At 60.3% G+C, this 26,495-nt stretch carries 24 protein-coding genes and 3 tRNA genes; 22 read left to right on the forward strand and 5 right to left on the reverse strand.

What is annotated here, in order from left to right:
- Window positions 1-86: 86 nt before the first annotated feature.
- On the forward strand, window positions 87-1,568 hold the full coding sequence (gene gltX, locus CSV86_RS04045) for a glutamate--tRNA ligase (protein WP_009406800.1): 1,482 nt from the start codon (window positions 87-89) through the stop codon (window positions 1,566-1,568).
- A 617-nt stretch (window positions 1,569-2,185) separates the two neighbouring features.
- Here the strand turns inward: gltX and CSV86_RS04050 are convergent.
- Window positions 2,186-2,500 carry an ArsR/SmtB family transcription factor gene (locus CSV86_RS04050; RefSeq protein ID WP_000349485.1) on the reverse strand — a complete coding sequence of 105 codons (315 nt, stop codon included), beginning with the start codon at window positions 2,498-2,500 and terminating at the stop codon, window positions 2,186-2,188.
- A gap of 141 nt (window positions 2,501-2,641) precedes the next feature.
- Here CSV86_RS04050 and CSV86_RS04055 point away from each other — a divergent pair, with 141 nt between their 5' ends.
- The gene (locus CSV86_RS04055) at window positions 2,642-3,646 is read left to right on the forward strand and encodes a permease (protein ID WP_040363373.1); all 1,005 of its coding nucleotides are present in this window, start codon (window positions 2,642-2,644) and stop codon (window positions 3,644-3,646) included.
- A 12-nt stretch (window positions 3,647-3,658) separates the two neighbouring features.
- Window positions 3,659-4,936 carry an ISL3 family transposase gene (locus CSV86_RS04060; protein ID WP_000610830.1) on the forward strand — a complete coding sequence of 426 codons (1,278 nt, stop codon included), beginning with the start codon at window positions 3,659-3,661 and terminating at the stop codon, window positions 4,934-4,936.
- Here CSV86_RS04060 and CSV86_RS04065 read toward each other — a convergent pair.
- Entirely contained in the window at window positions 4,905-5,243 is a 339-nt protein-coding gene (locus tag CSV86_RS04065) for an ArsR/SmtB family transcription factor (protein WP_170394374.1), read from the reverse strand. The genes CSV86_RS04060 and CSV86_RS04065 overlap by 32 nt on opposite strands.
- 141 nt (window positions 5,244-5,384) lie before the next feature.
- On the opposite strand from CSV86_RS04065, the gene CSV86_RS04070 reads away from it, so the two are divergent.
- Both CSV86_RS04070 and CSV86_RS04075 read left to right on the forward strand, forming a co-directional pair.
- Window positions 5,385-6,389 (forward strand): permease, encoded by a 1,005-nt coding sequence (locus CSV86_RS04070; RefSeq protein ID WP_040363373.1) that lies wholly within the window; start codon window positions 5,385-5,387, stop codon window positions 6,387-6,389.
- A 12-nt stretch (window positions 6,390-6,401) separates the two neighbouring features.
- Window positions 6,402-7,679 (forward strand): ISL3 family transposase, encoded by a 1,278-nt coding sequence (locus CSV86_RS04075; protein ID WP_000610830.1) that lies wholly within the window; start codon window positions 6,402-6,404, stop codon window positions 7,677-7,679.
- 224 nt (window positions 7,680-7,903) lie between these two features.
- Here CSV86_RS04075 and CSV86_RS04080 read toward each other — a convergent pair whose 3' ends face one another.
- Window positions 7,904-8,218, reverse strand: coding sequence for an ArsR/SmtB family transcription factor (locus CSV86_RS04080; protein WP_000349485.1), 315 nt, complete (start codon window positions 8,216-8,218; stop codon window positions 7,904-7,906).
- Window positions 8,219-8,359: 141 nt separating this feature from the next.
- On the opposite strand from CSV86_RS04080, the gene CSV86_RS04085 reads away from it, so the two are divergent.
- The 11 genes from CSV86_RS04085 to CSV86_RS04135 all read left to right on the forward strand — a co-directional run bounded on the left by CSV86_RS04085 (window position 8,360) and on the right by CSV86_RS04135 (window position 15,718).
- Complete coding sequence (locus CSV86_RS04085) at window positions 8,360-9,364, forward strand: permease (RefSeq protein WP_040363373.1); 1,005 nt, start codon at window positions 8,360-8,362, stop codon at window positions 9,362-9,364.
- Between the two features lie 12 nt (window positions 9,365-9,376).
- Entirely contained in the window at window positions 9,377-10,654 is a 1,278-nt protein-coding gene (locus CSV86_RS04090) for an ISL3 family transposase (RefSeq protein WP_000610830.1), read from the forward strand.
- 191 nt (window positions 10,655-10,845) lie between these two features.
- Window positions 10,846-10,921, forward strand: a tRNA-Ala gene (locus tag CSV86_RS04095).
- A 72-nt stretch (window positions 10,922-10,993) separates the two neighbouring features.
- Window positions 10,994-11,069 (forward strand) — tRNA-Glu (locus CSV86_RS04100).
- A gap of 172 nt (window positions 11,070-11,241) precedes the next feature.
- Window positions 11,242-11,317, forward strand: a tRNA-Glu gene (locus CSV86_RS04105).
- A 168-nt stretch (window positions 11,318-11,485) separates the two neighbouring features.
- Window positions 11,486-12,025 carry a TetR/AcrR family transcriptional regulator gene (locus CSV86_RS04110; RefSeq protein ID WP_009403081.1) on the forward strand — a complete coding sequence of 180 codons (540 nt, stop codon included), beginning with the start codon at window positions 11,486-11,488 and terminating at the stop codon, window positions 12,023-12,025.
- Between the two features lie 22 nt (window positions 12,026-12,047).
- Complete coding sequence (locus CSV86_RS04115; protein ID WP_009403082.1) at window positions 12,048-12,881, forward strand: alpha/beta fold hydrolase; 834 nt, start codon at window positions 12,048-12,050, stop codon at window positions 12,879-12,881.
- 44 nt (window positions 12,882-12,925) lie between these two features.
- Window positions 12,926-13,366 (forward strand): acyl-CoA thioesterase, encoded by a 441-nt coding sequence (locus CSV86_RS04120; protein WP_009403083.1) that lies wholly within the window; start codon window positions 12,926-12,928, stop codon window positions 13,364-13,366.
- Window positions 13,363-13,794 (forward strand): GNAT family N-acetyltransferase, encoded by a 432-nt coding sequence (locus CSV86_RS04125; protein ID WP_009403084.1) that lies wholly within the window; start codon window positions 13,363-13,365, stop codon window positions 13,792-13,794. The genes CSV86_RS04120 and CSV86_RS04125 overlap by 4 nt, the downstream gene beginning before the upstream one ends.
- 402 nt (window positions 13,795-14,196) lie before the next feature.
- Window positions 14,197-15,159, forward strand: coding sequence for a tRNA dihydrouridine synthase (locus CSV86_RS04130; RefSeq protein ID WP_009403085.1), 963 nt, complete (start codon window positions 14,197-14,199; stop codon window positions 15,157-15,159).
- A gap of 115 nt (window positions 15,160-15,274) precedes the next feature.
- Complete coding sequence (locus tag CSV86_RS04135; protein WP_009403086.1) at window positions 15,275-15,718, forward strand: Hsp20 family protein; 444 nt, start codon at window positions 15,275-15,277, stop codon at window positions 15,716-15,718.
- Window positions 15,719-15,862: 144 nt separating this feature from the next.
- Here the strand turns inward: CSV86_RS04135 and CSV86_RS04140 are convergent, their stop codons facing one another.
- Window positions 15,863-18,781, reverse strand: a complete 2,919-nt coding sequence (locus CSV86_RS04140; protein WP_009403087.1) for a GGDEF domain-containing phosphodiesterase — start codon at window positions 18,779-18,781, stop codon at window positions 15,863-15,865.
- A 64-nt stretch (window positions 18,782-18,845) separates the two neighbouring features.
- Window positions 18,846-19,724, reverse strand: a complete 879-nt coding sequence (locus tag CSV86_RS04145; protein WP_009403088.1) for a LysR family transcriptional regulator — start codon at window positions 19,722-19,724, stop codon at window positions 18,846-18,848.
- A 128-nt stretch (window positions 19,725-19,852) separates the two neighbouring features.
- Here CSV86_RS04145 and leuC point away from each other — a divergent pair, with 128 nt between their 5' ends.
- From leuC to CSV86_RS04175, 6 genes are all read left to right on the forward strand, one after another.
- On the forward strand, window positions 19,853-21,286 hold the full coding sequence (gene leuC / locus CSV86_RS04150) for a 3-isopropylmalate dehydratase large subunit (protein WP_009403089.1): 1,434 nt from the start codon (window positions 19,853-19,855) through the stop codon (window positions 21,284-21,286).
- Window positions 21,283-21,930, forward strand: coding sequence for a 3-isopropylmalate dehydratase small subunit (gene leuD / locus CSV86_RS04155; RefSeq protein WP_009403090.1), 648 nt, complete (start codon window positions 21,283-21,285; stop codon window positions 21,928-21,930). Before leuC ends, leuD begins: the two co-directional genes overlap by 4 nt.
- A 103-nt stretch (window positions 21,931-22,033) precedes the next feature.
- Window positions 22,034-22,798, forward strand: a complete 765-nt coding sequence (locus tag CSV86_RS04160; protein ID WP_009403091.1) for a class I SAM-dependent methyltransferase — start codon at window positions 22,034-22,036, stop codon at window positions 22,796-22,798.
- Window positions 22,799-22,862: 64 nt separating this feature from the next.
- Entirely contained in the window at window positions 22,863-23,945 is a 1,083-nt protein-coding gene (gene leuB / locus CSV86_RS04165) for a 3-isopropylmalate dehydrogenase (RefSeq protein WP_009403092.1), read from the forward strand.
- 66 nt (window positions 23,946-24,011) lie between these two features.
- The gene (gene asd, locus CSV86_RS04170) at window positions 24,012-25,124 is read left to right on the forward strand and encodes an aspartate-semialdehyde dehydrogenase (protein ID WP_009403093.1); all 1,113 of its coding nucleotides are present in this window, start codon (window positions 24,012-24,014) and stop codon (window positions 25,122-25,124) included.
- A 268-nt stretch (window positions 25,125-25,392) separates the two neighbouring features.
- Complete coding sequence (locus CSV86_RS04175; protein ID WP_009403094.1) at window positions 25,393-26,406, forward strand: aspartate-semialdehyde dehydrogenase; 1,014 nt, start codon at window positions 25,393-25,395, stop codon at window positions 26,404-26,406.
- The last annotated feature ends 89 nt before the right edge of the window (window positions 26,407-26,495 follow it).

Here is a 26,495-nt window from a genome sequence, read left to right on the forward strand (position 1 = left end):
AAGTGACGATCACGCCCATTACTGGAGCCCGGCGCCTGCTCCCTGTTAACATTCCGGCTTTGTTTCACCTCCTGTTCGAGACTCTCATGACCACCGTTCGCACGCGCATCGCGCCTTCGCCTACCGGCGATCCCCATGTCGGCACCGCCTACATCGCCCTGTTCAACTACTGCTTTGCCAAGCAGCACGGCGGCGAGTTCATCCTGCGTATCGAAGATACCGACCAGTTGCGTTCGACCCGCGAATCCGAACAACAGATCTTCGATGCCCTGCGCTGGCTCGGTATCGAATGGGCCGAAGGCCCGGATGTCGGCGGCCCGCATGGCCCGTACCGGCAGAGCGAGCGGGGTGAAATCTATAAGCAGTACGCCCAGCAGCTGGTCGATATGGGGCACGCCTTCCCGTGCTTCTGCACAGCCGAAGAGCTGGACCAGATGCGCGCCGAGCAAATGGCTCGCGGTGAAACACCGCGCTATGACGGTCGCGCCCTGCTGCTCTCGCCCGAGGAGGTACAGCGCCGCCTGGCCGCGGGTGAGCCGCACGTGATCCGCATGAAGGTGCCGAGCGAAGGCGTCTGCGTGGTCCCGGACATGCTGCGTGGCGATGTCGAGATCCCGTGGGACCGCATGGACATGCAGGTGCTGATGAAGACCGACGGCCTGCCAACCTATTTCCTGGCCAACGTGGTCGACGACCACCTGATGGGCATTACCCACGTGCTGCGTGGTGAAGAGTGGCTGCCGTCGGCGCCGAAGCTGATCAAGCTGTACGAGTATTTCGGCTGGGAACAACCCAAGCTGTGCTACATGCCGCTGCTGCGCAATCCCGACAAGAGCAAGCTGTCCAAGCGCAAGAACCCGACCTCGGTGACCTTCTACGAGCGCATGGGCTTCATGCCGGAAGCCATGCTCAACTACCTGGGCCGCATGGGCTGGTCGATGCCGGACGAGCGCGAGAAGTTCTCCCTGGCCGAAATGGTCGAGCACTTCGACCTGTCCCGTGTTTCGCTGGGCGGTCCGATCTTCGATATCGAGAAGCTGTCCTGGCTCAACGGCCAGTGGCTGCGTGACCTGCCGGTGGAAGAGTTCGCCGCACGGGTGCAGAAGTGGGCGTTCAACCGCGACTACATGATGAAAATCGCGCCGCACGTGCAGGGCCGGGTCGAGACCTTCAGCCAGATTGCGCCGCTGGGCGGCTTCTTCTTCGAAGGTGCGCTGAAGCTGGATGCGAAGCTGTTCGAGCACAAGAAACTGTCCCCGGACCAGGTACGCCAGGTGATCCAGTTGATCCTGTGGAAACTGGAAAGCCTGCGGCAGTGGGAAAAGGACCGCATTACCGCCTGCATCCAGGCAGTGGTCGAGGCGCTGGAACTGAAGCTGCGCGACGCCATGCCATTGATGTTCGCTGCGATCAGCGGCCAGGCCAGTTCTGTCTCGGTACTCGATGCCATGGAGATCCTCGGCCCGGACCTGACCCGCTATCGCTTGCGTCAGGCTCTCGACCTGCTGGGCGGTGTTTCGAAGAAAGAAAACAAGGAATGGGAGAAGCTGTTGGGCACCATCGCCTGATCGCATTCGCTCGTTCTTTCGTGGGGCGAGCCCTCTGCCATGGGCTTTTTGCCAGGGCAGGGGGCTCGCCCCACGGTCGTTTCGATCGCTGTCGAAGGGGGCGGCACCCAGCAAACACGGGGCTTTTCTCGTCCAAGACAGGTAAGTGGTTGTTATCTGGGAAAAAATTTTTGAATTTTGTTGAAAATAAGGGGTATCCGGAATTTCTGGTTGATAAAATGCCAAAGATGTAAAGAAGAAAATCTTTCTCAGCGGATTATCTGATTGATCCTCTTCAGCCTACTCTACTGCCAATTTTCTGTTTCCACCTTCGCCTGAGTCTTCATAGCGATGCTGACTAGGGAGGACAGCGAGAGCTGGGCAAGCGTCAAAGCGGTTCTGGTTCATGCGCAATCCGGACACCTGCACAACATTCCTCTTGTAAGAAACCGATCAAATTCTGGGTATCCGGAATTTCTGGTTGATAAAATGCCAAAGATGTAAAGAAGAAAATCTTTCTCAGCGGATTATCTGATTGATCCTCTTCAGCCTACTCTACTGCCAATTTTCTGTTTCCACCTTCGCCTGAGTCTTCATAGCGATGCTGACTAGGGAGGACAGCGAGAGCTGGGCAAGCGTCAAAGCGGTTCTGGTTCATGCGCAATCCGGACACCTGCACAACATTCCTCTTGTAAGAAACCGATCAAATTCTCTAGGTGCCCATACTCGGGTATACAGACAATCGTGCGGCTATGTTTCTCCTGCCGGATCAGCCCTACCTTGGCCATGCGCGCAAGGTGATGTGATAGCGTCGAAGCAGGAATACCCAGCCCCTTCTGGATATCTCCGACCGAAGCCCCATCATGGCCAGCTTTGACCAGAAAGCGGAACACGGACAGTCGGTGACTATTCCCTAGCTCAGCTAAGCTGGCTGCAACCTTTTCGTGATCCATAGCACGCCCCAATAATTCGATGTTTCTAGAATTATAGTTGACAGGTCGGATAAACGCAAGTAGGCTGCGTACATCATTTCGACAATACTAGAAATATAGGAGTAATATTGAATGTCATCTCAACTCCAAGACGCTCTAGGCATGTTCGCCTTTCTCGCTATCGAGCTATCGGTTTTATTCATTGGCATTAGCTTGCTGGTCGGAGTTCTTCAACGTCACATCCCACCATCCAAGGTGGAAGCGTTACTGACTTCCAGTGGGAAGCGAGGCTATTTTCTTGCTGCTGGTTTAGGAGCTATAACGCCCTTCTGTAGTTGCTCGACTATCCCCATGTTGAAAGGGTTGATTCGGGCACGGGCCGGTTTTGGGCCGATGATGGTGTTTCTTTTCTCATCTCCGTTGCTGAATCCTATCGTCGTCGGCCTGCTGGTTGCCACGTTTGGATGGACACTTACTGCTATCTATGTGCTCGCCGCTTTGGTGGTCGCGGTAGGTGCCGGATGGCTGCTTCACACGCTTGGCTTCGAGCGTTATGTGCGCCGGACGGCGACACAAGAGAGCAGTGGATGTAGTTCATCAGCAAGCCCGTGCAGTGCTACATCGACCGCATCGAGTTGCGGCACCAACAGCTGCGACACCACTCCGAAGACGGCTTCTTGCGGGGCTGATAGGAAGACAACAGTCTCTACGTCTAGCGAATGCTGTGACAGTCAACCCACTGTCACGGTTAAGAAAGAAGGGAAGTACAGTGGTGTGTGGCGGGAAGCTTGGTCGGACTTTATCGATGTGTTGCCTTACCTGCTCATCGGTATTGCGATTGGCAGCGTGATCTATGGTTTCATGCCCACTGACTTATTGGAGCAGTATGCAGGCCCAGATAATCCCTTTGCCATTCCAGTTGCCGCTGTCATCGGCGTGCCGTTGTATATTCGCGCTGAAGCCGTCATACCTCTGGCAGCGGCTCTGATGGCCAAAGGCGTGGGTGCCGGGACGGTGCTAGCGTTGATCATCGGCAGTGCCGGAGCCAGCCTGACTGAGCTCATTCTGTTGCGCTCTTTGTTCACGCTGAAGCTTTTAGCGGCGTTTTTAGCAGTCATTTTTGCTATGGCGATGATTGCCGGTTACGCCACCTACCTGTTTTTCTGATCAAGGCGGGAGATGATTAATTCGTTAAGCCTTCCTGGGTACCAGTTGGTGGATTCTGATGAGCAGAATGAAGACATACATTTTCGGCTTGAAGCACCTACACCAGTAGCCTGCGAGGGGTGCGGCGTGCAGGGTGAGTTCGTGCGGTTCGGCAAGCGTGACGTTCCCTATCGTGATCTGCCCATCCACGGCAAGCGGGTCACTCTCTGGGTGGTCCGCCGCCGATACACCTGCCGGGCCTGCAAGACAACATTCAGGCCCCAGCTACCGGAGATGGTGGACGGATTCCGTATGACACTGCGGCTGCATGAGTACGTGGAGAAGGAATCCTTCAACCACCCCTACACCTTTGTGGCGGCACAGACCGGCCTGGACGAGAAGACGGTGCGCGACATCTTCAACGCCCGCGCCGAGTTCCTGGGGCGCTGGCACCGCTTCGAGACGCCCCGCATCCTGGGCATTGACGAGCTATACCTGAACAAGCGCTACCGCTGCATTCTGACCAACATTGAGGAGCGAACCCTGCTCGACCTGCTGGCCACCCGCCGCCAGGACGTGGTGACCAACTACCTGATGAAGCTGAAAGACCGGCAGAAGGTCGAGATCGTCAGCATGGACATGTGGAACCCCTACCGGGCAGCGGTCAAGGCTGTGCTGCCCCAGGCCCGTATCGTGGTCGATAAGTTCCATGTGGTGCGCATGGCCAACGATGCCCTAGAGAGAGTGCGCAAGGGCCTCAGAAAGGAGCTGAAACCGTCCCAGAGCCGGACTCTCAAGGGAGACCGGAAAATCCTGCTGAAACGCGCTCACGAAGTCTCAGACCGGGAGCGCCTCATCATGGAGACCTGGACAGGCGCGTTCCCGCAACTGCTGGCCGCCTACGAGCACAAGGAGCGCTTCTACGGCATCTGGGACGCCACCACACGGCTCCAGGCAGAAGCCGCCCTGGACGAGTGGATAGCCACCATCCCGAAGGGCCAAAAGGAAGTCTGGAGCGATCTGGTCAGGGCAGTGGGAAACTGGCGCGAAGAGACCATGACCTACTTCGAGACGGACATGCCCGTCACCAACGCTTACACGGAGTCCATCAACCGACTGGCCAAGGACAAGAACCGTGAAGGGCGCGGTTACTCCTTCGAGGTGATGCGGGCACGAATGCTCTACACCACGAAGCACAAGAAGAAGGCACCGACTGCGAAGGTCTCTCCTTTCTACAAGAAAACCATCGGTTACGGACTGCCGGACTTCGCAGAGGAACTCAACTACGGAGTCGATCTATCAACCATCTGATAATGGTATCAGGTTGGTGGGGTAAAGGTGCCCCATCAACCATTAAATCCGTATACCCCAAATTCTCTAGGTGCCCATACTCGGGTATACAGACAATCGTGCGGCTATGTTTCTCCTGCCGGATCAGCCCTACCTTGGCCATGCGCGCAAGGTGATGTGATAGCGTCGAAGCAGGAATACCCAGCCCCTTCTGGATATCTCCGACCGAAGCCCCATCATGGCCAGCTTTGACCAGAAAGCGGAACACGGACAGTCGGTGACTATTCCCTAGCTCAGCTAAGCTGGCTGCAACCTTTTCGTGATCCATAGCACGCCCCAATAATTCGATGTTTCTAGAATTATAGTTGACAGGTCGGATAAACGCAAGTAGGCTGCGTACATCATTTCGACAATACTAGAAATATAGGAGTAATATTGAATGTCATCTCAACTCCAAGACGCTCTAGGCATGTTCGCCTTTCTCGCTATCGAGCTATCGGTTTTATTCATTGGCATTAGCTTGCTGGTCGGAGTTCTTCAACGTCACATCCCACCATCCAAGGTGGAAGCGTTACTGACTTCCAGTGGGAAGCGAGGCTATTTTCTTGCTGCTGGTTTAGGAGCTATAACGCCCTTCTGTAGTTGCTCGACTATCCCCATGTTGAAAGGGTTGATTCGGGCACGGGCCGGTTTTGGGCCGATGATGGTGTTTCTTTTCTCATCTCCGTTGCTGAATCCTATCGTCGTCGGCCTGCTGGTTGCCACGTTTGGATGGACACTTACTGCTATCTATGTGCTCGCCGCTTTGGTGGTCGCGGTAGGTGCCGGATGGCTGCTTCACACGCTTGGCTTCGAGCGTTATGTGCGCCGGACGGCGACACAAGAGAGCAGTGGATGTAGTTCATCAGCAAGCCCGTGCAGTGCTACATCGACCGCATCGAGTTGCGGCACCAACAGCTGCGACACCACTCCGAAGACGGCTTCTTGCGGGGCTGATAGGAAGACAACAGTCTCTACGTCTAGCGAATGCTGTGACAGTCAACCCACTGTCACGGTTAAGAAAGAAGGGAAGTACAGTGGTGTGTGGCGGGAAGCTTGGTCGGACTTTATCGATGTGTTGCCTTACCTGCTCATCGGTATTGCGATTGGCAGCGTGATCTATGGTTTCATGCCCACTGACTTATTGGAGCAGTATGCAGGCCCAGATAATCCCTTTGCCATTCCAGTTGCCGCTGTCATCGGCGTGCCGTTGTATATTCGCGCTGAAGCCGTCATACCTCTGGCAGCGGCTCTGATGGCCAAAGGCGTGGGTGCCGGGACGGTGCTAGCGTTGATCATCGGCAGTGCCGGAGCCAGCCTGACTGAGCTCATTCTGTTGCGCTCTTTGTTCACGCTGAAGCTTTTAGCGGCGTTTTTAGCAGTCATTTTTGCTATGGCGATGATTGCCGGTTACGCCACCTACCTGTTTTTCTGATCAAGGCGGGAGATGATTAATTCGTTAAGCCTTCCTGGGTACCAGTTGGTGGATTCTGATGAGCAGAATGAAGACATACATTTTCGGCTTGAAGCACCTACACCAGTAGCCTGCGAGGGGTGCGGCGTGCAGGGTGAGTTCGTGCGGTTCGGCAAGCGTGACGTTCCCTATCGTGATCTGCCCATCCACGGCAAGCGGGTCACTCTCTGGGTGGTCCGCCGCCGATACACCTGCCGGGCCTGCAAGACAACATTCAGGCCCCAGCTACCGGAGATGGTGGACGGATTCCGTATGACACTGCGGCTGCATGAGTACGTGGAGAAGGAATCCTTCAACCACCCCTACACCTTTGTGGCGGCACAGACCGGCCTGGACGAGAAGACGGTGCGCGACATCTTCAACGCCCGCGCCGAGTTCCTGGGGCGCTGGCACCGCTTCGAGACGCCCCGCATCCTGGGCATTGACGAGCTATACCTGAACAAGCGCTACCGCTGCATTCTGACCAACATTGAGGAGCGAACCCTGCTCGACCTGCTGGCCACCCGCCGCCAGGACGTGGTGACCAACTACCTGATGAAGCTGAAAGACCGGCAGAAGGTCGAGATCGTCAGCATGGACATGTGGAACCCCTACCGGGCAGCGGTCAAGGCTGTGCTGCCCCAGGCCCGTATCGTGGTCGATAAGTTCCATGTGGTGCGCATGGCCAACGATGCCCTAGAGAGAGTGCGCAAGGGCCTCAGAAAGGAGCTGAAACCGTCCCAGAGCCGGACTCTCAAGGGAGACCGGAAAATCCTGCTGAAACGCGCTCACGAAGTCTCAGACCGGGAGCGCCTCATCATGGAGACCTGGACAGGCGCGTTCCCGCAACTGCTGGCCGCCTACGAGCACAAGGAGCGCTTCTACGGCATCTGGGACGCCACCACACGGCTCCAGGCAGAAGCCGCCCTGGACGAGTGGATAGCCACCATCCCGAAGGGCCAAAAGGAAGTCTGGAGCGATCTGGTCAGGGCAGTGGGAAACTGGCGCGAAGAGACCATGACCTACTTCGAGACGGACATGCCCGTCACCAACGCTTACACGGAGTCCATCAACCGACTGGCCAAGGACAAGAACCGTGAAGGGCGCGGTTACTCCTTCGAGGTGATGCGGGCACGAATGCTCTACACCACGAAGCACAAGAAGAAGGCACCGACTGCGAAGGTCTCTCCTTTCTACAAGAAAACCATCGGTTACGGACTGCCGGACTTCGCAGAGGAACTCAACTACGGAGTCGATCTATCAACCATCTGATAATGGTATCAGGTTGGTGGGGTAAAGGTGCCCCATCAACCATTAAATGGGTATCCGGAATTTCTGGTTGATAAAATGCCAAAGATGTAAAGAAGAAAATCTTTCTCAGCGGATTATCTGATTGATCCTCTTCAGCCTACTCTACTGCCAATTTTCTGTTTCCACCTTCGCCTGAGTCTTCATAGCGATGCTGACTAGGGAGGACAGCGAGAGCTGGGCAAGCGTCAAAGCGGTTCTGGTTCATGCGCAATCCGGACACCTGCACAACATTCCTCTTGTAAGAAACCGATCAAATTCTCTAGGTGCCCATACTCGGGTATACAGACAATCGTGCGGCTATGTTTCTCCTGCCGGATCAGCCCTACCTTGGCCATGCGCGCAAGGTGATGTGATAGCGTCGAAGCAGGAATACCCAGCCCCTTCTGGATATCTCCGACCGAAGCCCCATCATGGCCAGCTTTGACCAGAAAGCGGAACACGGACAGTCGGTGACTATTCCCTAGCTCAGCTAAGCTGGCTGCAACCTTTTCGTGATCCATAGCACGCCCCAATAATTCGATGTTTCTAGAATTATAGTTGACAGGTCGGATAAACGCAAGTAGGCTGCGTACATCATTTCGACAATACTAGAAATATAGGAGTAATATTGAATGTCATCTCAACTCCAAGACGCTCTAGGCATGTTCGCCTTTCTCGCTATCGAGCTATCGGTTTTATTCATTGGCATTAGCTTGCTGGTCGGAGTTCTTCAACGTCACATCCCACCATCCAAGGTGGAAGCGTTACTGACTTCCAGTGGGAAGCGAGGCTATTTTCTTGCTGCTGGTTTAGGAGCTATAACGCCCTTCTGTAGTTGCTCGACTATCCCCATGTTGAAAGGGTTGATTCGGGCACGGGCCGGTTTTGGGCCGATGATGGTGTTTCTTTTCTCATCTCCGTTGCTGAATCCTATCGTCGTCGGCCTGCTGGTTGCCACGTTTGGATGGACACTTACTGCTATCTATGTGCTCGCCGCTTTGGTGGTCGCGGTAGGTGCCGGATGGCTGCTTCACACGCTTGGCTTCGAGCGTTATGTGCGCCGGACGGCGACACAAGAGAGCAGTGGATGTAGTTCATCAGCAAGCCCGTGCAGTGCTACATCGACCGCATCGAGTTGCGGCACCAACAGCTGCGACACCACTCCGAAGACGGCTTCTTGCGGGGCTGATAGGAAGACAACAGTCTCTACGTCTAGCGAATGCTGTGACAGTCAACCCACTGTCACGGTTAAGAAAGAAGGGAAGTACAGTGGTGTGTGGCGGGAAGCTTGGTCGGACTTTATCGATGTGTTGCCTTACCTGCTCATCGGTATTGCGATTGGCAGCGTGATCTATGGTTTCATGCCCACTGACTTATTGGAGCAGTATGCAGGCCCAGATAATCCCTTTGCCATTCCAGTTGCCGCTGTCATCGGCGTGCCGTTGTATATTCGCGCTGAAGCCGTCATACCTCTGGCAGCGGCTCTGATGGCCAAAGGCGTGGGTGCCGGGACGGTGCTAGCGTTGATCATCGGCAGTGCCGGAGCCAGCCTGACTGAGCTCATTCTGTTGCGCTCTTTGTTCACGCTGAAGCTTTTAGCGGCGTTTTTAGCAGTCATTTTTGCTATGGCGATGATTGCCGGTTACGCCACCTACCTGTTTTTCTGATCAAGGCGGGAGATGATTAATTCGTTAAGCCTTCCTGGGTACCAGTTGGTGGATTCTGATGAGCAGAATGAAGACATACATTTTCGGCTTGAAGCACCTACACCAGTAGCCTGCGAGGGGTGCGGCGTGCAGGGTGAGTTCGTGCGGTTCGGCAAGCGTGACGTTCCCTATCGTGATCTGCCCATCCACGGCAAGCGGGTCACTCTCTGGGTGGTCCGCCGCCGATACACCTGCCGGGCCTGCAAGACAACATTCAGGCCCCAGCTACCGGAGATGGTGGACGGATTCCGTATGACACTGCGGCTGCATGAGTACGTGGAGAAGGAATCCTTCAACCACCCCTACACCTTTGTGGCGGCACAGACCGGCCTGGACGAGAAGACGGTGCGCGACATCTTCAACGCCCGCGCCGAGTTCCTGGGGCGCTGGCACCGCTTCGAGACGCCCCGCATCCTGGGCATTGACGAGCTATACCTGAACAAGCGCTACCGCTGCATTCTGACCAACATTGAGGAGCGAACCCTGCTCGACCTGCTGGCCACCCGCCGCCAGGACGTGGTGACCAACTACCTGATGAAGCTGAAAGACCGGCAGAAGGTCGAGATCGTCAGCATGGACATGTGGAACCCCTACCGGGCAGCGGTCAAGGCTGTGCTGCCCCAGGCCCGTATCGTGGTCGATAAGTTCCATGTGGTGCGCATGGCCAACGATGCCCTAGAGAGAGTGCGCAAGGGCCTCAGAAAGGAGCTGAAACCGTCCCAGAGCCGGACTCTCAAGGGAGACCGGAAAATCCTGCTGAAACGCGCTCACGAAGTCTCAGACCGGGAGCGCCTCATCATGGAGACCTGGACAGGCGCGTTCCCGCAACTGCTGGCCGCCTACGAGCACAAGGAGCGCTTCTACGGCATCTGGGACGCCACCACACGGCTCCAGGCAGAAGCCGCCCTGGACGAGTGGATAGCCACCATCCCGAAGGGCCAAAAGGAAGTCTGGAGCGATCTGGTCAGGGCAGTGGGAAACTGGCGCGAAGAGACCATGACCTACTTCGAGACGGACATGCCCGTCACCAACGCTTACACGGAGTCCATCAACCGACTGGCCAAGGACAAGAACCGTGAAGGGCGCGGTTACTCCTTCGAGGTGATGCGGGCACGAATGCTCTACACCACGAAGCACAAGAAGAAGGCACCGACTGCGAAGGTCTCTCCTTTCTACAAGAAAACCATCGGTTACGGACTGCCGGACTTCGCAGAGGAACTCAACTACGGAGTCGATCTATCAACCATCTGATAATGGTATCAGGTTGGTGGGGTAAAGGTGCCCCATCAACCATTAAATCCGTATACCCCATTAAATCCGTATACCCAAAATAAGTTTGACAGCTCTGTCATCCGCTCTTAATATGCGCCCCGTCCACAGCGATGAACGAAAACGAAACGCGAAGCACCCAGCCAAGCGAATCAAGTTCAAAGCGACATTGTGGGGCTATAGCTCAGCTGGGAGAGCGCCTGCATGGCATGCAGGAGGTCAGCGGTTCGATCCCGCTTAGCTCCACCAAATTCCGCTTGGCAGCCGAGGCTGGCAAGCAAGACCGGGTCCAGCAACCGGGTCTTGAAGGTAAGAAGGTTCGTCCCCTTCGTCTAGTGGCCTAGGACACCGCCCTTTCACGGCGGTAACAGGGGTTCGAGTCCCCTAGGGGACGCCAGTTTTGCACAAGCGATATCGAAAGAGGTCGCTGGGCCGAGAGGCTAGAAATCCGGGCTATAGCTCAGCTGGGAGAGCGCCTGCATGGCATGCAGGAGGTCAGCGGTTCGATCCCGCTTAGCTCCACCAATTCCGCCAGGATTCGTGAAAACGGATCTGCACGAAGGTTACAAGTCCCCTTCGTCTAGTGGCCTAGGACACCGCCCTTTCACGGCGGTAACAGGGGTTCGAGTCCCCTAGGGGACGCCACTTTATCCGCTCTGCGGAATTTCAAGGCTCATTCGATTATTGAATGAGCCTTTTGTTTTTTCCCTCGAAAAAGTTTTTTGTCGGGACGCGACAAGCGGCCAGAGAAAAAGCTTGCCAGAAAATATTATGAGCATAATATTAAACCCATAATATTTTCTGGTGCCCATCATGAGCGACAAGAAAGCCAAGACCCGTGAACGTATCCTCGACGCTGCCCGCAGCGCATTGATCCAGCAGGGCCCTGCCGATGCCAGCGTCAACCAGGTGATGAGCGCTGCCGGCCTGACCGTTGGTGGCTTCTACGCTCACTTCGACAGCAAGGAGGCCTTGATGCTGGAGGCCTTCAGCCAGTTGCTCGGTGAACGCCGTGCCTTGCTGTCCCAGGTCGATCCGGCGCTGGATGGCCAGGCTCGCCGTGCCCTGGTCGCTGCGTTCTACCTGTCGCGCAAGCACCGTGACTCCAAGGTCGATGCCTGCCCGTTGCCCACCTCCCTGAGCGAGATGACCCGGTTGCCCGAGGATTTCCGCCAGGTGCTGGCCGAGCATATCGAGCTGATGACCGCCCAGTTGGTGGACACCCCCGAAGATGCTGACAAATTCCTTGCCGACCTCGCCCTGATGGTCGGCGGCCTGGCATTGGCCCGGGCCCTGGGCACCGATGAACTGTCCGATCGCATTTTGCGCGCCGCCAAATCGGCGGTGATCTGAACCACCCCACTGGAGCGAAGCGATGAATACCCTGAGCTGGATTCGCGGCGTCAACGGCACCCTGGGGCGACTGGTCCCCGGACATATAGCCAGCAAGATGCACCGTGCCTTCATGACCCCGTACACCAGGCCGCCCCGTGACTGGGAATTGCCGGTTCTGGCCCGGGCCGAGCGCATCACCCTGCGTTTCGGGCTTTCCGCCCTGCGCTGGGGGCAAGGGCCCACGGTCCTGCTGATGCACGGTTGGGAAGGGCGCCCGACCCAGTTCGCTCGCCTGATCGAGGCGCTGGTGGAGGCCGGTTACACGGCAGTGGCACTGGATGGGCCGGCTCACGGTCGCTCGCCCGGTGATGTTGCCCATGTCGGGCTGTTCGCGCGGGCCGTGCTGGAGGCTGCGGCGGAGTTGCCGCCCTTGAAGGCGGTGATCGGCCACTCCATGGGCGGCGCCAGTGTACTGCTTGCCCTGCAATGGGGGCTGCGTGCCGAAGCCGTGGTCAGCATCGCCGCACCTTCACGGTTGCTCGGCGTGGTGCGTGGTTTCGCCCGCCGCCTGAACCTGCCGCCGAGGGCGCGTTCGGCCTTCATCCGCAAGGTCGAGCGGGATGTTGGTGTCGCCATCGAGCGCCTGGATGTCAATGGCTATCAACTGGATCAGCCGGGGCTGATCGTACATGCCAAGGATGATGCTTTGGTACCTGCAGGCGAGGCGCAACGAATCCACGACGCCTGGTTCGACAGCCGTCTGCTGATGCTGGAGGAGGGTGGCCATCAACGGGTTCTCGCCGATCCACAGGTAATCGCCGGGGTCCTCGACCTGCTGCAGCGCACAGCAATGCCATTGCGCCAATCGGCCTGATCATCCGTTACACTCATGCCCGTTCATTACAAACGGGAGCGGGCATGAGCTGGGATTTGGCAACGCCATTCGTCATTGACCTGCGGGTCGGTGCCGAGGATATCGATGGATTGGGGCACGCCAATAACGCGGTGTATGTCACCTGGCTGGAGCGCTGCGCCTGGCGCCACTCCCAGCGCCTGGGGCTGGACCTGGCCGAATATCGTCGCCTGGACCGCGCCATGGCCGTGGTCCGTCACGAAATCGACTACCTCGCCAGTGCCTACGAAGACGACGAACTGCAACTGGCAACCTGGATCATCGACTGGGACCAGCGCTTGAAGATGACCCGGCATTTCCAACTGGTCCGCCCGCGCGACGGCATTACCTTGCTGCGCGCCCGGACCACCTTCGTCTGTATCGAGTTGTCCACAGGCAAACCCAAGCGCATGCCGCAGGAATTCCTTGAAGGTTATGGGCAGGCCTTGCTGGAAAAGCAGGCGTGATACGGCAGGCGCTCGATAGCGACGAGGCGGCTGTCCGTCGGGTCGTCGAGGCGGCCTACTTGCCGTATGTCGAGAGCATCGGCGTGCGTCCGGGGCCGCTGGATGACGATTATGGCGAGCTGATTCGGCGGGGGCAGGTCTGGCTGCTGGAAGACTGCGCGGTGCTGGTGCTGTGCCCCGAGCCGGCGGCGATGCTGCTGTCCAACGTGGCCGTGGACCCGGCGTGCCAGGGGCGGGGCCTTGGACGCCAACTGGTCGACTTCGCCGAAGCCCGTGCCCGCGAAGCCGGTTTCTCCCTGATTCGCCTGTACACCAACGCCGCCATGACCGGCAATGTGACGCTCTACCAGCGCCTCGGCTACCGCGAAACCCATCGCGGCACCGAGCATGGTTTCAACCGGGTGTTCATGGAGAAGGTCCTGGCTTGAACATTTCCCGGACCCTCTGAATGAAGGACCGCCTTTTCCGACGCGGCTCCGGCAAGCGAAATCCCGGCCCGGGAGGCGGGTCAGGTTCGAAGTTGAGAAGGTCGTAGTTGTATTTTCTGATCTGCATGTCCTGATCCTTGGCCGTTGGCGCGCGGGTGGTGGCTGAGGGCAAGGAACGTGGACATGTGATCGATCTCCGATTAGAAATGCGGACCCTGTGGGAGCTGGCTTGCCAGCGATTGCGTCGGTGAATTCACTATCGCAATCGCTGGCAAGCCAGCTCCCACAGGGTCTGCGGTACTTTCAAGATAAACTGTGCGCCCGTCATGTCAGCTCCTTCCGATATGGCCGTAAAAAACATCCCCGTTTACCATGCACGCACTTTTTTCCGAGGCTTCCCCCATGCAAATTGCCCTGGCCCCGATGGAGGGGCTGGTCGATGACATCATGCGCGACGTGCTGACCCGCGTCGGCGGTATCGACTGGTGCGTGACCGAGTTCATCCGGGTCTGCGACCGGGTGCTGCCCGAGGCTACGTTCCACAAGATGGCCTCGGAACTGGCCCAGGGGTCGCGCACGCCTGCCGGTGTGCCGATGCGCGTGCAGTTGCTGGGCTCCGACCCGGTCTGCCTGGCCGACAACGCCGCCCTGGCCTGCGAATTGGGTGCACCGGTGATCGACCTGAATTTCGGCTGCCCGGCCAAGACCGTGAACAAGTCCCGTGGTGGCGCGGTACTGCTCAAGGAGCCCGAGCTGCTGTTCCGCATCGTCAGCGAAGTGCGCAAGGCCGTACCGGCCCATATCCCGGTGACCTCGAAAATGCGCCTGGGCTTCGAAACCCCGGATGGTGCGCTTGATTGCGGCCGGGCCCTGGCCGAAGGCGGTTCGGCCCACCTTGTGGTGCATGCGCGAACCAAGGTCGAGGGCTACAAGCCGCCCGCCCATTGGGAATGGGTGGCCAAGGTGCAGGACGTGGTCAAGGTGCCGGTCTTCGCCAACGGCGAGGTCTGGACCCTCGATGACTGGCGGCGCTGCCGCGAGGTCAGCGGGGTGAAGGACATCATGCTCGGTCGTGGCCTGGTTTCCCGTCCGGATCTGGCTCGGCAGATCGCTGCAGTGCGCGATGGTGTCGATGTCTTGCCGATGGACTGGGCCGAGCTGATGCCGCTGATCCAGGATTTCTGGCGCCGGGTCCGGGTCGAGCTGACGCCGCGTTCGGCGCCGGGCCGGCTGAAGCAGTGGGTGGCGATGCTGACCCGCAGCTACCCGCAGGCCAACGTGCTGTTTACCGAGCTTCGCCGGGAAACCGATTGCGAGCGGATCGGTCAGTTGCTGGGCGTCGAGCCGCTCGTCGCCGCTGCATAGAAAATTTTATCGGTGTTGCTTGAAATCGTTGCGGTGGTCCACATCTAGGGAGTACGCGATGCCGAAGTCGGGTCGCGTAAAAAATCCAACTCGCTGATGTTTAGGAGATGTAACCATGACTACCGCTTTCTCTCTTGCTCCACTGTTCCGCCATTCCGTTGGTTTCGACCGTTTCAATGACCTGTTCGAATCCGCGGCGCGTAACGAGTCGGGTAGCAGCTACCCACCCTACAACGTTGAAAAACATGGCGATGACCATTATCGGATCGTTGTTGCCGCCGCCGGCTTCCAGGAGGCAGACCTCGATCTGCAAGTGGAAAAAGGCGTGCTGACCGTCTCTGGCGGCAAACGCGACAACAGCGATGCAAGCGTCACCTATCTGCACCAGGGTATTGCCCAGCGTGCCTTCAAGCTGTCCTTCCGCCTCGCCGACCATATCGAGGTCAAATCGGCGGCCCTGGCCAACGGCTTGCTCAGCGTCGATCTGCTGCGCGTGGTACCGGAAGAAGCGAAGGCCAAGCGCATCCCGATCAACGGGGAGCAGCCTGCGCTGAATTGAGTGCGGGGTAGGTGAAAGAGAAGGGCGCCTCATGCAGGCGCCCTTTTTTGTTGTTCTTCCGGGCCTAATCGCTGGCAAGCCAGCTCCCACAGGGTCCGCGGTGCACACGGCCCCTGTGGGAGCTGGCTTGCCAGCGATTAGGCCCTAATAGTCAGCCGGAGTCTCCAGCAGTATCGCCCGGAAATCCCCAAGCGGCAGTGGCCGGCTATGCAGGTATCCCTGATAAAGGAAACATCCCTGCCGTTCGAGAAACTCCAGCTGTTCTGAAAGCTCCACGCCTTCCGCTATCACCGTCAGATCCAGGCTGCGCGCCATCGCCACAATGGCCCGAACGATCTCCGCATCGTTGGAGTCCAGCGGTGCATCGCGGACGAACGACTGGTCGATCTTCAGGGTATCCACCGGCAAGCGCTTGAGGTAGGTCAGCGATGAATAGCCGGTGCCGAAGTCATCCATGGCGAATCCTACCCCCAGGGCCTTCAGCTCGCGCATCTTGCTGATCGTGTCTTCCAGGTTCTGGATCACGATCCCTTCGGTAATCTCCAGCTTGAGCATGCGGTAGGGCAGGCGATAGTCATCCAGGCTGCGCCGCACGCGCTGGACGAAGTCGTTCTGGCGGAACTGACGGGGGCTGATGTTCACGCACAGGCTGAAATCCTCGGCATCGATCAATCGGTCCTGGAGCATATGCGAGCAGGCATCGCAGGCCTCATCGAGAATCCAGTTGCCTACCTCGAGGATCAGCCCGCTTTCCTCCAGCACTTGGATGAACTGCGCCGGCGGCTGCTGGCCAAGCAGCGGGTGGTGCCAGCGCAGCAGCACCTCGGCGCCGACGATGCGGTTGTCGCGGGCGTCCACCTGGGGCTGGAAGTGCAGGGCCAGTTCGCCGCGGGTCAAAGCCAGGCGCAGGTCGCTCTCCATGCGCAGGCGCTCGCTTGCAGCCTTTTGCATGGTGGTGTGGAACAGCTGGGTGGTGTTGCGGCCTGAATCCTTGGCCCGGTACAGGGCGATATCGGCGCGCTTGAGCAGGTCGGCCGGGGTAGAGCCGTGGTCGGGAATCAATGCCACGCCGATGCTCGGGGTCACCTGCAGGCGCTGGCCGTCCAGGGACATGGGCTCGGCGAGCAACTGGCGCAGGGTATCGGCCAGTTCCTGGACCTGCGCAGTCACTTCCTCGCGGCTGCCCTGCAGGCCGCTGAGCAGCACCACGAACTCGTCGCCGCCCAGGCGCGCCACGGTGTCTTCCAGGCGCACGCTGGCTTCCAGGCGTGCGGTGATGATTTTCAGCACCGTATCGCCCACCGGATGACCCAGCGAGTCGTTGATGTGCTTGAAGTGGTCAAGATCCAGGAACAGCAGGGCGCCGCGCAGGTTGTGGCGCTTGAGCAGGGCGATCTGCTGGCTCAGGCGATCCATCAGCAGGGCGCGGTTGGGCAGGTTGGTCAGCGGATCGTGGTAGGCCAGGTGGCGAATCTGCGCCTGGGCGTTCTTCAACTGGCTGACATCCCGGGCGGTCAGCAGCAGGCAGGCGGTCTCGTTGAGGGTAATCGGCTCCACCGAAACCTCCAGCGTCAGCAGCTCGCCGCTCTTGCTGCGCCCGAGCATTTCCCGGTGATGCACACGCTCGCGCTGTTGCAGCTCGGTCACCAGCATGTCGTGCTGCTTGTCGTCGGCCCAGAAACCGATCTGGCCGGCGGTGCGCCCGAGCACCTCGCCGGCACTGTAGCCGGTCAGGCGGCAGAAACCGTCGTTGACCTCCAGGTAGCGCCCGGTCTGCAGTTCGCTAATGCTTATGGCGTCGGGGCTGGAGTGGAAGGCCTTGGCGAACTTTTCCTCGCTGGCCTTGAGCGCCGCCTCGGCGCGCTGCTGCTGGGTGATATCGCGCAGGGTGGTAACGCTGCAGGTCTGGTTGTCGACCTTGATCAGGCGGCTGGAAATCACGCAGGTCAGGGCGTGGCCGTTCTTGTGGTTGACCACCACGGCCACATTGTTCAGCGCCTGGTCGCGGATGACCTGTTCGATACGCTTGGCCCGTTCCGAGGACTCCGACCACAGGCCGATTTCCTCGGCGCTATGGCCCAGTACCTGTTCGGCGCTCCAGCCGAAGGTCTGGGTAAAGGCCGGATTGATCTCGATGAACTGGCCGTTGTCCTGGCGGGTGACGCAGATCGGGTCGGGACTGACCTGGAACAGGCTGGCAAATTTCTCTTCGGAGGCCATCAGGCGCTGCTCGCGTTCCACCTGGTCGGTGATATCGAGCAGGGTTCCGGCCATGCGCAGCGGGTTGCCCTGCTCGTCGCGATACAGCCGGGCGCGGCTTTCCAGATAGCGCGAGTTGCCGTTTTCCAGCTGGATCCGGTAGGTGATCTGGTAATTGCCCGCCGGGCCCTCGCGCAGGCTGCGGTAAGCCTGGCGCATGCTGGAGCGCTCGTCTTCCGGAACCCCTTCGAAGAATGCCTCGAAGGATTCATGGAAGGGCACCGGGTCAAGACCGTGCAACTGCGCGGCGCGAGCCGAGCCGTAGAGCATGCCGCTGGGAATGTGCCAGTCCCAGGTGCCCAGTTGTGCCGAATCCAGGGCCAGGTCGAGGCGCTCCTGGCTGTCCTTGAGCGCCGCTTCGCGCTCACGCTGGGCGGTAATTTCGCGGATCACCCCGACCATCTGCGGCCGGCCGTCCTTGTCGTGGGTCAGGCTGCCGCTGATTTCCAGCCAGTGCAGGGTGCCGTCGGGCCAGCGGATGCGGTGGCGCATCGCCTGCTCCTGCGGCTCGCCGGCCACCACCGCATAAAAGGCCTGCACGGTGCGTTCGCGATCTTCCGGCGGCAGCAGGTCCAGGTAGTCGAGGTCCTTGGGCAGCGGCTGGCGCGGGTCGTAGCCGAACAGCGCCTGGGTACCGCGGGACCAGCTGATGCGTCCGGTCTCGACGTCCCAGAACCAGGCGCCGAGACGGGCGCCGTTAAGCGCCGCCAGCAGTTGCGGGGCGTTCTCCCAGGTCTGTTCCGACTCCTGGGGATCGGCGGCGAGGATACGCGGAAGGCGGGGAAGACGAGGTGTAGTGGGCATCGATTACCAGACCTTTGGCGAATACGCTTCCTTGGTACTGGCCTGCCCGTTGCGGCGGGCGGCCTCAGGGGTTTCTCGCATGGCTGTCGAGCAGTGCCATAAAGGCTCTGGCTGCATTCGATAACGTTCGTTCCGTATGAAGAATGTAGCCTAGCTGGCGAGAGAGCTGTATGCCGGGCAAGCTGATGGAAGCCACCTGCTCGTCGAGCATGGTTCGCGGCAGCACGCTCCAGGCCAGGCCGATAGATACCATCATCTTGATGGTTTCCAGATAATTGGTGCTCATGGCGATGTTCGGCGTCAGGCCCCGGGCCTCGAACAGGCGCTGGACGATATGGTGGGTAAAGGTGTTGCCGCCAGGGAAAACCGCCGGGTGATGGGCGATATCTTCCAGACCGGCGGCAGCCTTGCGGGCCAGCGGATGCTCGGGGGCGACCACGAAATCCAGCGGGTCGTCCCAGACCGGCACCGCGCGCACCAGGCCATGGGGTTCCGGCGCCAGGGTGATGACCGCGATTTCCGCGCGACCATGAAGGATTTCCTCGTAGGCCACTTCCGAGTCGAGGAACTGGATATCCAGGGCTACGGCCGGGTACTGCCGGGTAAAGGCCCGCAGCAGCGGTGGCAGGCGGTGCAGGCCGATGTGATGGCTGGTCGCCAGGGTCAGGCGTCCGCTGACCTCGCCCGTCAGGTTGGTCAGGGCGCGGCGGGTATCGTCCAGCACGTTGATGATCTGGTAGGCCCGGGGCAGCAGGGCGCGGCCGGCCTCGGTCAGGCTGACCTCGCGGCCGAGGCGGTCGAACAGGCGAACGTCCAGTTGCTGTTCGAGGCCGGCGATGCGCTTGCTGATCGCCGGCTGGGTCAAGTGCAGGCGTTCGCCGGCCCCGGAAAAGCTGCCGGTTTCGGCAATCGCGATAAAGGCGTTGAGGTTGGCCAGGTCCATCTTTTCGGATTCCCTTTGGTTATCCAAAGCATAAAAATTATGAATTTGAGTTATCCAATCTAACCCCATACCATCAGCCGTACAAGCCAAGGGGTTATTGGCATAGAAAGACTGATGAGGAACGCCTGATGGCCGGCAAAACGCTTTACGACAAGCTCTGGGATTCGCATTTGGTCAAGCAGCGCGACGATGGCTCGGCGCTGATCTACATCGACCGTCACATCATCCACGAAGTGACCTCGCCGCAAGCCTTCGAAGGCCTGCGCCTGGCGAATCGCAAACCTTGGCGCATCGATGCCAACATCGCCACTCCCGACCACAACGTGCCGACCACGCCCGAGCGCAAGGGCGGCATCGACGCCATCGTCGACCAGGTGTCGCGCCTGCAGGTGCAGACCCTCGACGAGAACTGCGACGAGTACGGCATCACCGAATTCAAGATGAACGACGTGCGCCAGGGCATCGTCCACGTCATCAGCCCGGAGCAGGGCGCAACCCTGCCGGGCATGACCGTGGTCTGCGGTGACTCGCACACCTCGACCCACGGCGCCTTCGGTGCCCTGGCCCACGGCATCGGCACCTCCGAGGTCGAGCACGTGCTCGCCACCCAGTGCCTGGTCGCCAAGAAGATGAAGAACATGCTGGTGCGCGTCGAAGGCGTATTGCCGGTGGGCGTTACCGCCAAGGACATCGTCCTCGCCGTGATCGGCAAGATCGGCACTGCGGGCGGCAATGGCCATGCCATCGAGTTCGCCGGCAGCGCCATCCGCGACCTGTCCATCGAAGGCCGCATGACCATCTGCAACATGTCCATCGAGGCCGGCGCCCGTGTCGGCCTGGTGGCCACCGATGCGAAGACCGTCGAATACGTCAAGGGCCGCCCGTACGCGCCGAAGGGCGAGCAATGGGAACAGGCCGTCGAAGCCTGGAAAGACCTGGTTTCCGACGAAGACGCGGTGTTCGACACCGTGGTCGAGCTGGACGCTGCGCAGATCAAGCCGCAGGTCAGCTGGGGCACCTCCCCGGAAATGGTCCTGGCGGTCGATCAGCGCGTGCCGGATCCGGCTGCCGAGGCCGACCTGGTCAAGCGTGGCTCCATCGAGCGCGCCTTGAAATACATGGGCCTGAGCGCCAACCAGGCGATCACCGATATCCAGCTGGACCGCGTGTTCATCGGTTCCTGCACCAACTCGCGGATCGAAGACCTGCGCGCCGCGGCGGAAATCGCCAAGGGCCGCAAGGTGGCCGCGACCATCAAGCAGGCCATCGTGGTACCGGGCTCCGGCCTGGTGAAGGAGCAGGCCGAGAAGGAAGGCCTGGACAGGATCTTCCTCGAAGCCGGCTTCGAATGGCGTGAACCGGGCTGCTCCATGTGCCTGGCCATGAACCCGGACCGCCTGGAGAGCGGCGAGCACTGCGCGTCCACCTCCAACCGGAACTTCGAAGGTCGCCAGGGTGCCGGTGGTCGTACTCACCTGGTCAGCCCGGCCATGGCCGCCGCCGCCGCCGTTACCGGCCGTTTCATCGATGTACGCGAGTTGATCCAAGGGAGCGCAGCATGAAAGCCTTTACCCAGCACACCGGCCTCGTTGCCCCACTGGACCGTGCCAACGTCGACACCGACCAGATCATTCCCAAGCAGTTTTTGAAATCGATCAAGCGCACCGGGTTCGGTCCGAACCTGTTCGATGAATGGCGCTACCTGGATGTCGGCCAGCCGTACCAGGACAACAGCAAGCGTCCGAAAAACCCGGACTTCGTGCTCAACCACGACCGCTACCAGGGCGCCAGCGTGCTGCTGGCCCGTGAGAACTTCGGCTGCGGTTCGAGCCGCGAGCATGCCCCGTGGGCACTGGAAGAGTACGGTTTCCGCAGCATCATCGCGCCGAGCTATGCCGACATCTTCTTCAATAACAGCTTCAAGAACGGCCTGCTGCCGATCATCCTCAGCGACGCGGAAGTCGATGAACTGTTCAAGCAGGTCGAGGCCGCCCCGGGCTACCAGCTGACCATCGACCTGCAGGCGCAGACCGTGACCCGTCCCGACGGCAAGGTGCTGAACTTCGAGATCGACGCGTTCCGCAAGCACTGCCTGCTCAACGGCCTCGACGACATCGGCCTGACCCTGCAGGACAGCGATGCCATCGCCGCTTTCGAAGCCCGTCACCGCGCCAGCCAGCCATGGTTGTTCCGCGACGCCAAATGATGTGTTGAACCCATCGCTGGCAAGCCAGCTCCCACAGTTTCAGCGGTGCACGCGATCCCTGTGGGAGCTGGCTTGCCAGCGATAGGGCCCTGGAGACGAGAAGATGACCAGCAGCAGCCACAAGGACGTTGTCCAGCGCCAGTTCGGCGACCAGGCCAGCGCCTACCTCAGCAGTGCCGTGCACGCCCAGGGCACTGAATTCGCGTTGCTCCAGGCCGAGCTGGCCGGGCACCAACATGCCCGCGTCCTCGACCTGGGTTGCGGCGCCGGGCATGTCAGCTTTCACGTGGCGCCCCTGGTCGCCGAGGTGGTGGCCTATGACCTGTCGCAGCAGATGCTCGACGTGGTTGCCGCCAGCGCTGCCGACCGCGGCCTGGACAACATCGTCACCGAGCGCGGTACCGCCGAGCGCCTGCCGTTCGCCGACGCCTCGTTCGACTTCGTCTTCAGCCGCTACTCCGCGCATCACTGGAGCGACCTCGGCCTGGCCCTGCGCGAAGTGCGCCGGGTACTCAAGCCAGGTGGCGTGGCCGCCTTCGTCGATGTCATGTCGCCGGGCAGCCCGTTGCTGGATACCTACCTGCAGACCGTCGAAGTCCTCCGTGACACCAGCCACGTCCGCGACTATTCCGCCGCCGAATGGCTGCGCCAGGTCAGCGAGGCCGGCCTGCGCGTGCGCAGCCATGCCCGCCAGAGCCTGCGCCTGGAATGGACTTCCTGGGTCGAGCGCATGCGCACGCCGGAGGCCATGCGCGCCGCCATCCTGCAATTGCAGCAAGCGATGGGCGAAGAAGTACGGCAGTATTACCGGATCGAAGCCGATGGTTCCTTCAGTACCGATGTCCTGGTGCTCTGGGCCGAACGCTGAAATCCAGCAGATATTTACCGGCGCGCCACCTCGGCGCGCCGCTTGATTCGAGATAGAGGAAAGCATGAGCAAGCAGATTCTGATTCTCCCGGGTGACGGTATCGGTCCTGAAATCACCGCCGAGGCCGTCAAGGTGCTGGAGCTGGCCAACGACAAGTTCCAGCTCGGCTTCGCCCTGGAGCATGACGTGATCGGCGGCGCCGCCATCGACAAGCACGGCGTACCGCTGGCCGACGAGACCCTGGAGCGTGCACGCAAGGCCGACGCCGTGCTGCTGGGCGCCGTGGGCGGGCCGAAGTGGGACAAGATCGAGCGCGACATCCGTCCGGAGCGCGGCCTGCTGAAGATTCGTTCGCAACTGGGCCTGTTCGCCAACCTGCGCCCGGCGATCCTCTACCCGCAACTGGCCGACGCCTCGTCGCTCAAGCGTGAAATCGTCTCCGGCCTGGACATCCTGATCGTCCGCGAGCTGACCGGCGGTATCTACTTCGGCGCCCCGCGCGGCACCCGCGAGCTGGAAAACGGCGAGCGCCAGTCCTACGACACCCTGCCGTACAGCGAAAGCGAGATCCGCCGCATCGCCCGTGTCGGCTTCGACATGGCCCGGGTGCGCGGCAAGAAACTGTGCTCGGTGGACAAGGCCAACGTCCTGGCCTCCAGCCAGCTGTGGCGCGAAGTGGTCGAGGAAGTGGCCAAGGACTATCCGGACGTCGAACTCAGCCACATGTACGTCGACAACGCCGCCATGCAGCTGGTCCGCGCACCGAAGCAGTTCGACGTGATGGTCACCGACAACATGTTCGGCGACATCCTGTCGGATGAGGCTTCCATGCTCACCGGTTCCATCGGCATGCTGCCATCGGCCTCGCTGGATGCCCACAACAAGGGCATGTACGAGCCATGCCACGGCTCCGCGCCGGACATCGCCGGCCAGGGCATCGCCAACCCGCTGGCGACCATCCTCTCGGTATCGATGATGCTGCGCTACAGCTTCAACCAGCACGGCGCCGCCGATGCCATCGAGAAAGCGGTGAGCCTGGTCCTCGACCAGGGCCTGCGTACCGGCGACATCTGGTCCGAAGGTTGCACCAAGGTCGGTACGCAGCAAATGGGCGACGCAGTAGTCGCAGCGCTGCGGAATCTGTAATCTCTCTGGCCCGCTGCCGAAACCACAACAGGGCAGCGGCCCACTTTTAGCGAAGGTGTAGTTGCGATGAAACGTGTAGGTCTGATCGGTTGGCGCGGAATGGTCGGTTCCGTGCTCATGCAGCGGATGCTCGAGGAGCAGGATTTCGATCTCATCGAGCCGGTGTTCTTCACCACCTCCAACGTCGGTGGCCAGGGCCCTGCAGTGGGCAAGGACATTGCTCCGCTGAAGGATGCCTACAGCATCGACGAACTCAAGACCCTGGACGTGATCCTGACCTGCCAGGGCGGCGACTACACCAACGAAGTCTTCCCCAAGCTGCGCGAAGCCGGCTGGCAGGGCTACTGGATCGACGCCGCCTCGTCCCTGCGCATGCAGGATGACGCGGTCATCGTCCTCGACCCGGTCAACCGCAAGGTCATCGACCAGCAGCTCGATGCCGGTACCAAGAACTACATCGGCGGCAACTGCACCGTCAGCCTGATGCTGATGGGCCTGGGCGGCCTGTTCGAAGCCGGCCTGGTCGAGTGGATGAGCGCCATGACCTACCAGGCGGCCTCCGGCGCCGGCGCACAGAACATGCGCGAGCTGATCCGCCAGATGGGCGCGACCAACGCCGCCGTGGCCGATGACCTGGCCAACCCGGCCAGCGCCATCCTCGACATCGACCGCAAGGTCGCGGAAACCATGCGCAGCGATGCCTACCCGACCGAAAACTTCGGCGTACCGCTGGCCGGCAGCCTGATCCCGTGGATCGACAAGGAACTGCCGAACGGCCAGAGCCGCGAAGAGTGGAAGGCCCAGGCCGAGACCAACAAGATCCTCGGCCGCTTCAAGAGCCCGATCCCGGTGGACGGCATCTGCGTGCGTATCGGCGCCATGCGCTGCCACAGCCAGGCGCTGACCATCAAGCTGAACAAGGACGTGCCGCTGGCCGACATCGAAGGCCTGATCAGCCAGCACAACCCTTGGGTGAAACTGGTGCCGAACCAGCGCGAGATCAGCATCAAGGAGCTGACCCCGACCAACGTCACCGGCACCCTGAACATCCCGGTGGGTCGCCTGCGCAAGCTGAACATGGGCTCCCAGTACCTGGGCGCGTTCACCGTTGGCGACCAGTTGCTGTGGGGCGCCGCCGAGCCGCTGCGCCGCATGCTGCGGATCCTGCTGGAGCGTTGATCGCCTTGCGGTAACCGGAAAACCCGTGCTGGTGACAGCGCGGGTTTTTTGTTTTCGTACAAATCAAAGTAAAGTGCCGCTCCCCAGAATTCGCGGGGCCCGCAATCGCTGGCAAGCCAGCTCCCACAGGGACCGAGTACACCGCTAAACCTGTGGTTGACCGAAAAACCCAGGGGTTTGTGTCAGGCACAAATTCCATGATCAGCCCGTAACCCTGTGGGAGCTGGCTTGCCAGCGATGAGGCCCTCAAGGCCAGAGGAAATTCCAGATGACCCAACCCATCGACATCGCCGTGATCGGCGCCACCGGCACCGTCGGCGAAACCCTGGTGCAGATCCTCGAGGAACGCGATTTCCCGGTCGGCACCCTGTACCTGCTGGCCAGCAACGAATCCGCCGGCAGCGCCGTGAGCTTCCGCGGCAAGAACCTGCGCACCCGGGAAGTCGATGAGTTCGACTTCACGAAGGTTCGCCTGGCCTTCTTCGCCGCCGGCCCGGCCGTGACCCTGAGCTTCGCACCCCGCGCCCAGGCCGCTGGCTGCACGGTGATCGACCTGTCCGGCGCCTTGCCTGCCGAGCAGGCCCCCGCCGTGGTTCCCGAAGCCAACCCCCAGGTGCTGGACACCCTGAAAGCCCCGGCAACCCTGCACAGTCCAAGCGCCGCAGCCGTTGCCCTGGCCGTCGTGCTCGCGCCGCTGAAACACCTCGTCGACCTGCAGCGCGTCACCGTGACCGCCTGCCTCGCCGTGTCCGCCCAGGGGCGCGAAGCCGTCAGCGAGCTGGCCCGGCAGACTGCCGAACTGCTCAATGCCCGGCCGCTGGAGCCGCGGTTCTTCGACCGGCAGATAGCCTTCAACCTGCTTGCCCAGGTCGGCCCGAGCGACGAACAGGGGCATGGTGTGCTGGAGCGCCGCCTGGTTCGTGAGTTGCGTGAACTGCTCGACCTGCCTTTACTCAAGATTTCAGTCACCTGCGTTCAAGTCCCGGTGTTTTTTGGCGATAGCTACACTGTGAGCCTGAACGCCAGCGAAGCGGTGGACCTGGCGGCGGTGAACCAGGCGCTGGACACTGCGCCAGGTGTCGAGCTGGTGCAGGACGAAGGGGATTTCCCGACGCCGGTCGGCGATGCCGTGGGCCAGGACGTGGTGTATGTCGGGCGGGTGCGTGGCGGAATCGACGAGCCGCAGCAACTGGACCTCTGGCTGACCACCGACAACGTGCGCAAGGGTGCCGCTTTGAATGCCGTGCAACTGGCTGAATTGTTGATAAAAGACCTTGTGTAAAAGATACTTGGCGACACTTTGCATAGTGACCATTAACGTTCGCACGCAAGTTGCCTAGCGGTTCGGTAATAAGCCTCACGGCGGTTCTT

This window comes from Pseudomonas bharatica CSV86 (genome assembly GCF_000319305.2).
Classification (GTDB): domain Bacteria; phylum Pseudomonadota; class Gammaproteobacteria; order Pseudomonadales; family Pseudomonadaceae; genus Aquipseudomonas; species Aquipseudomonas bharatica.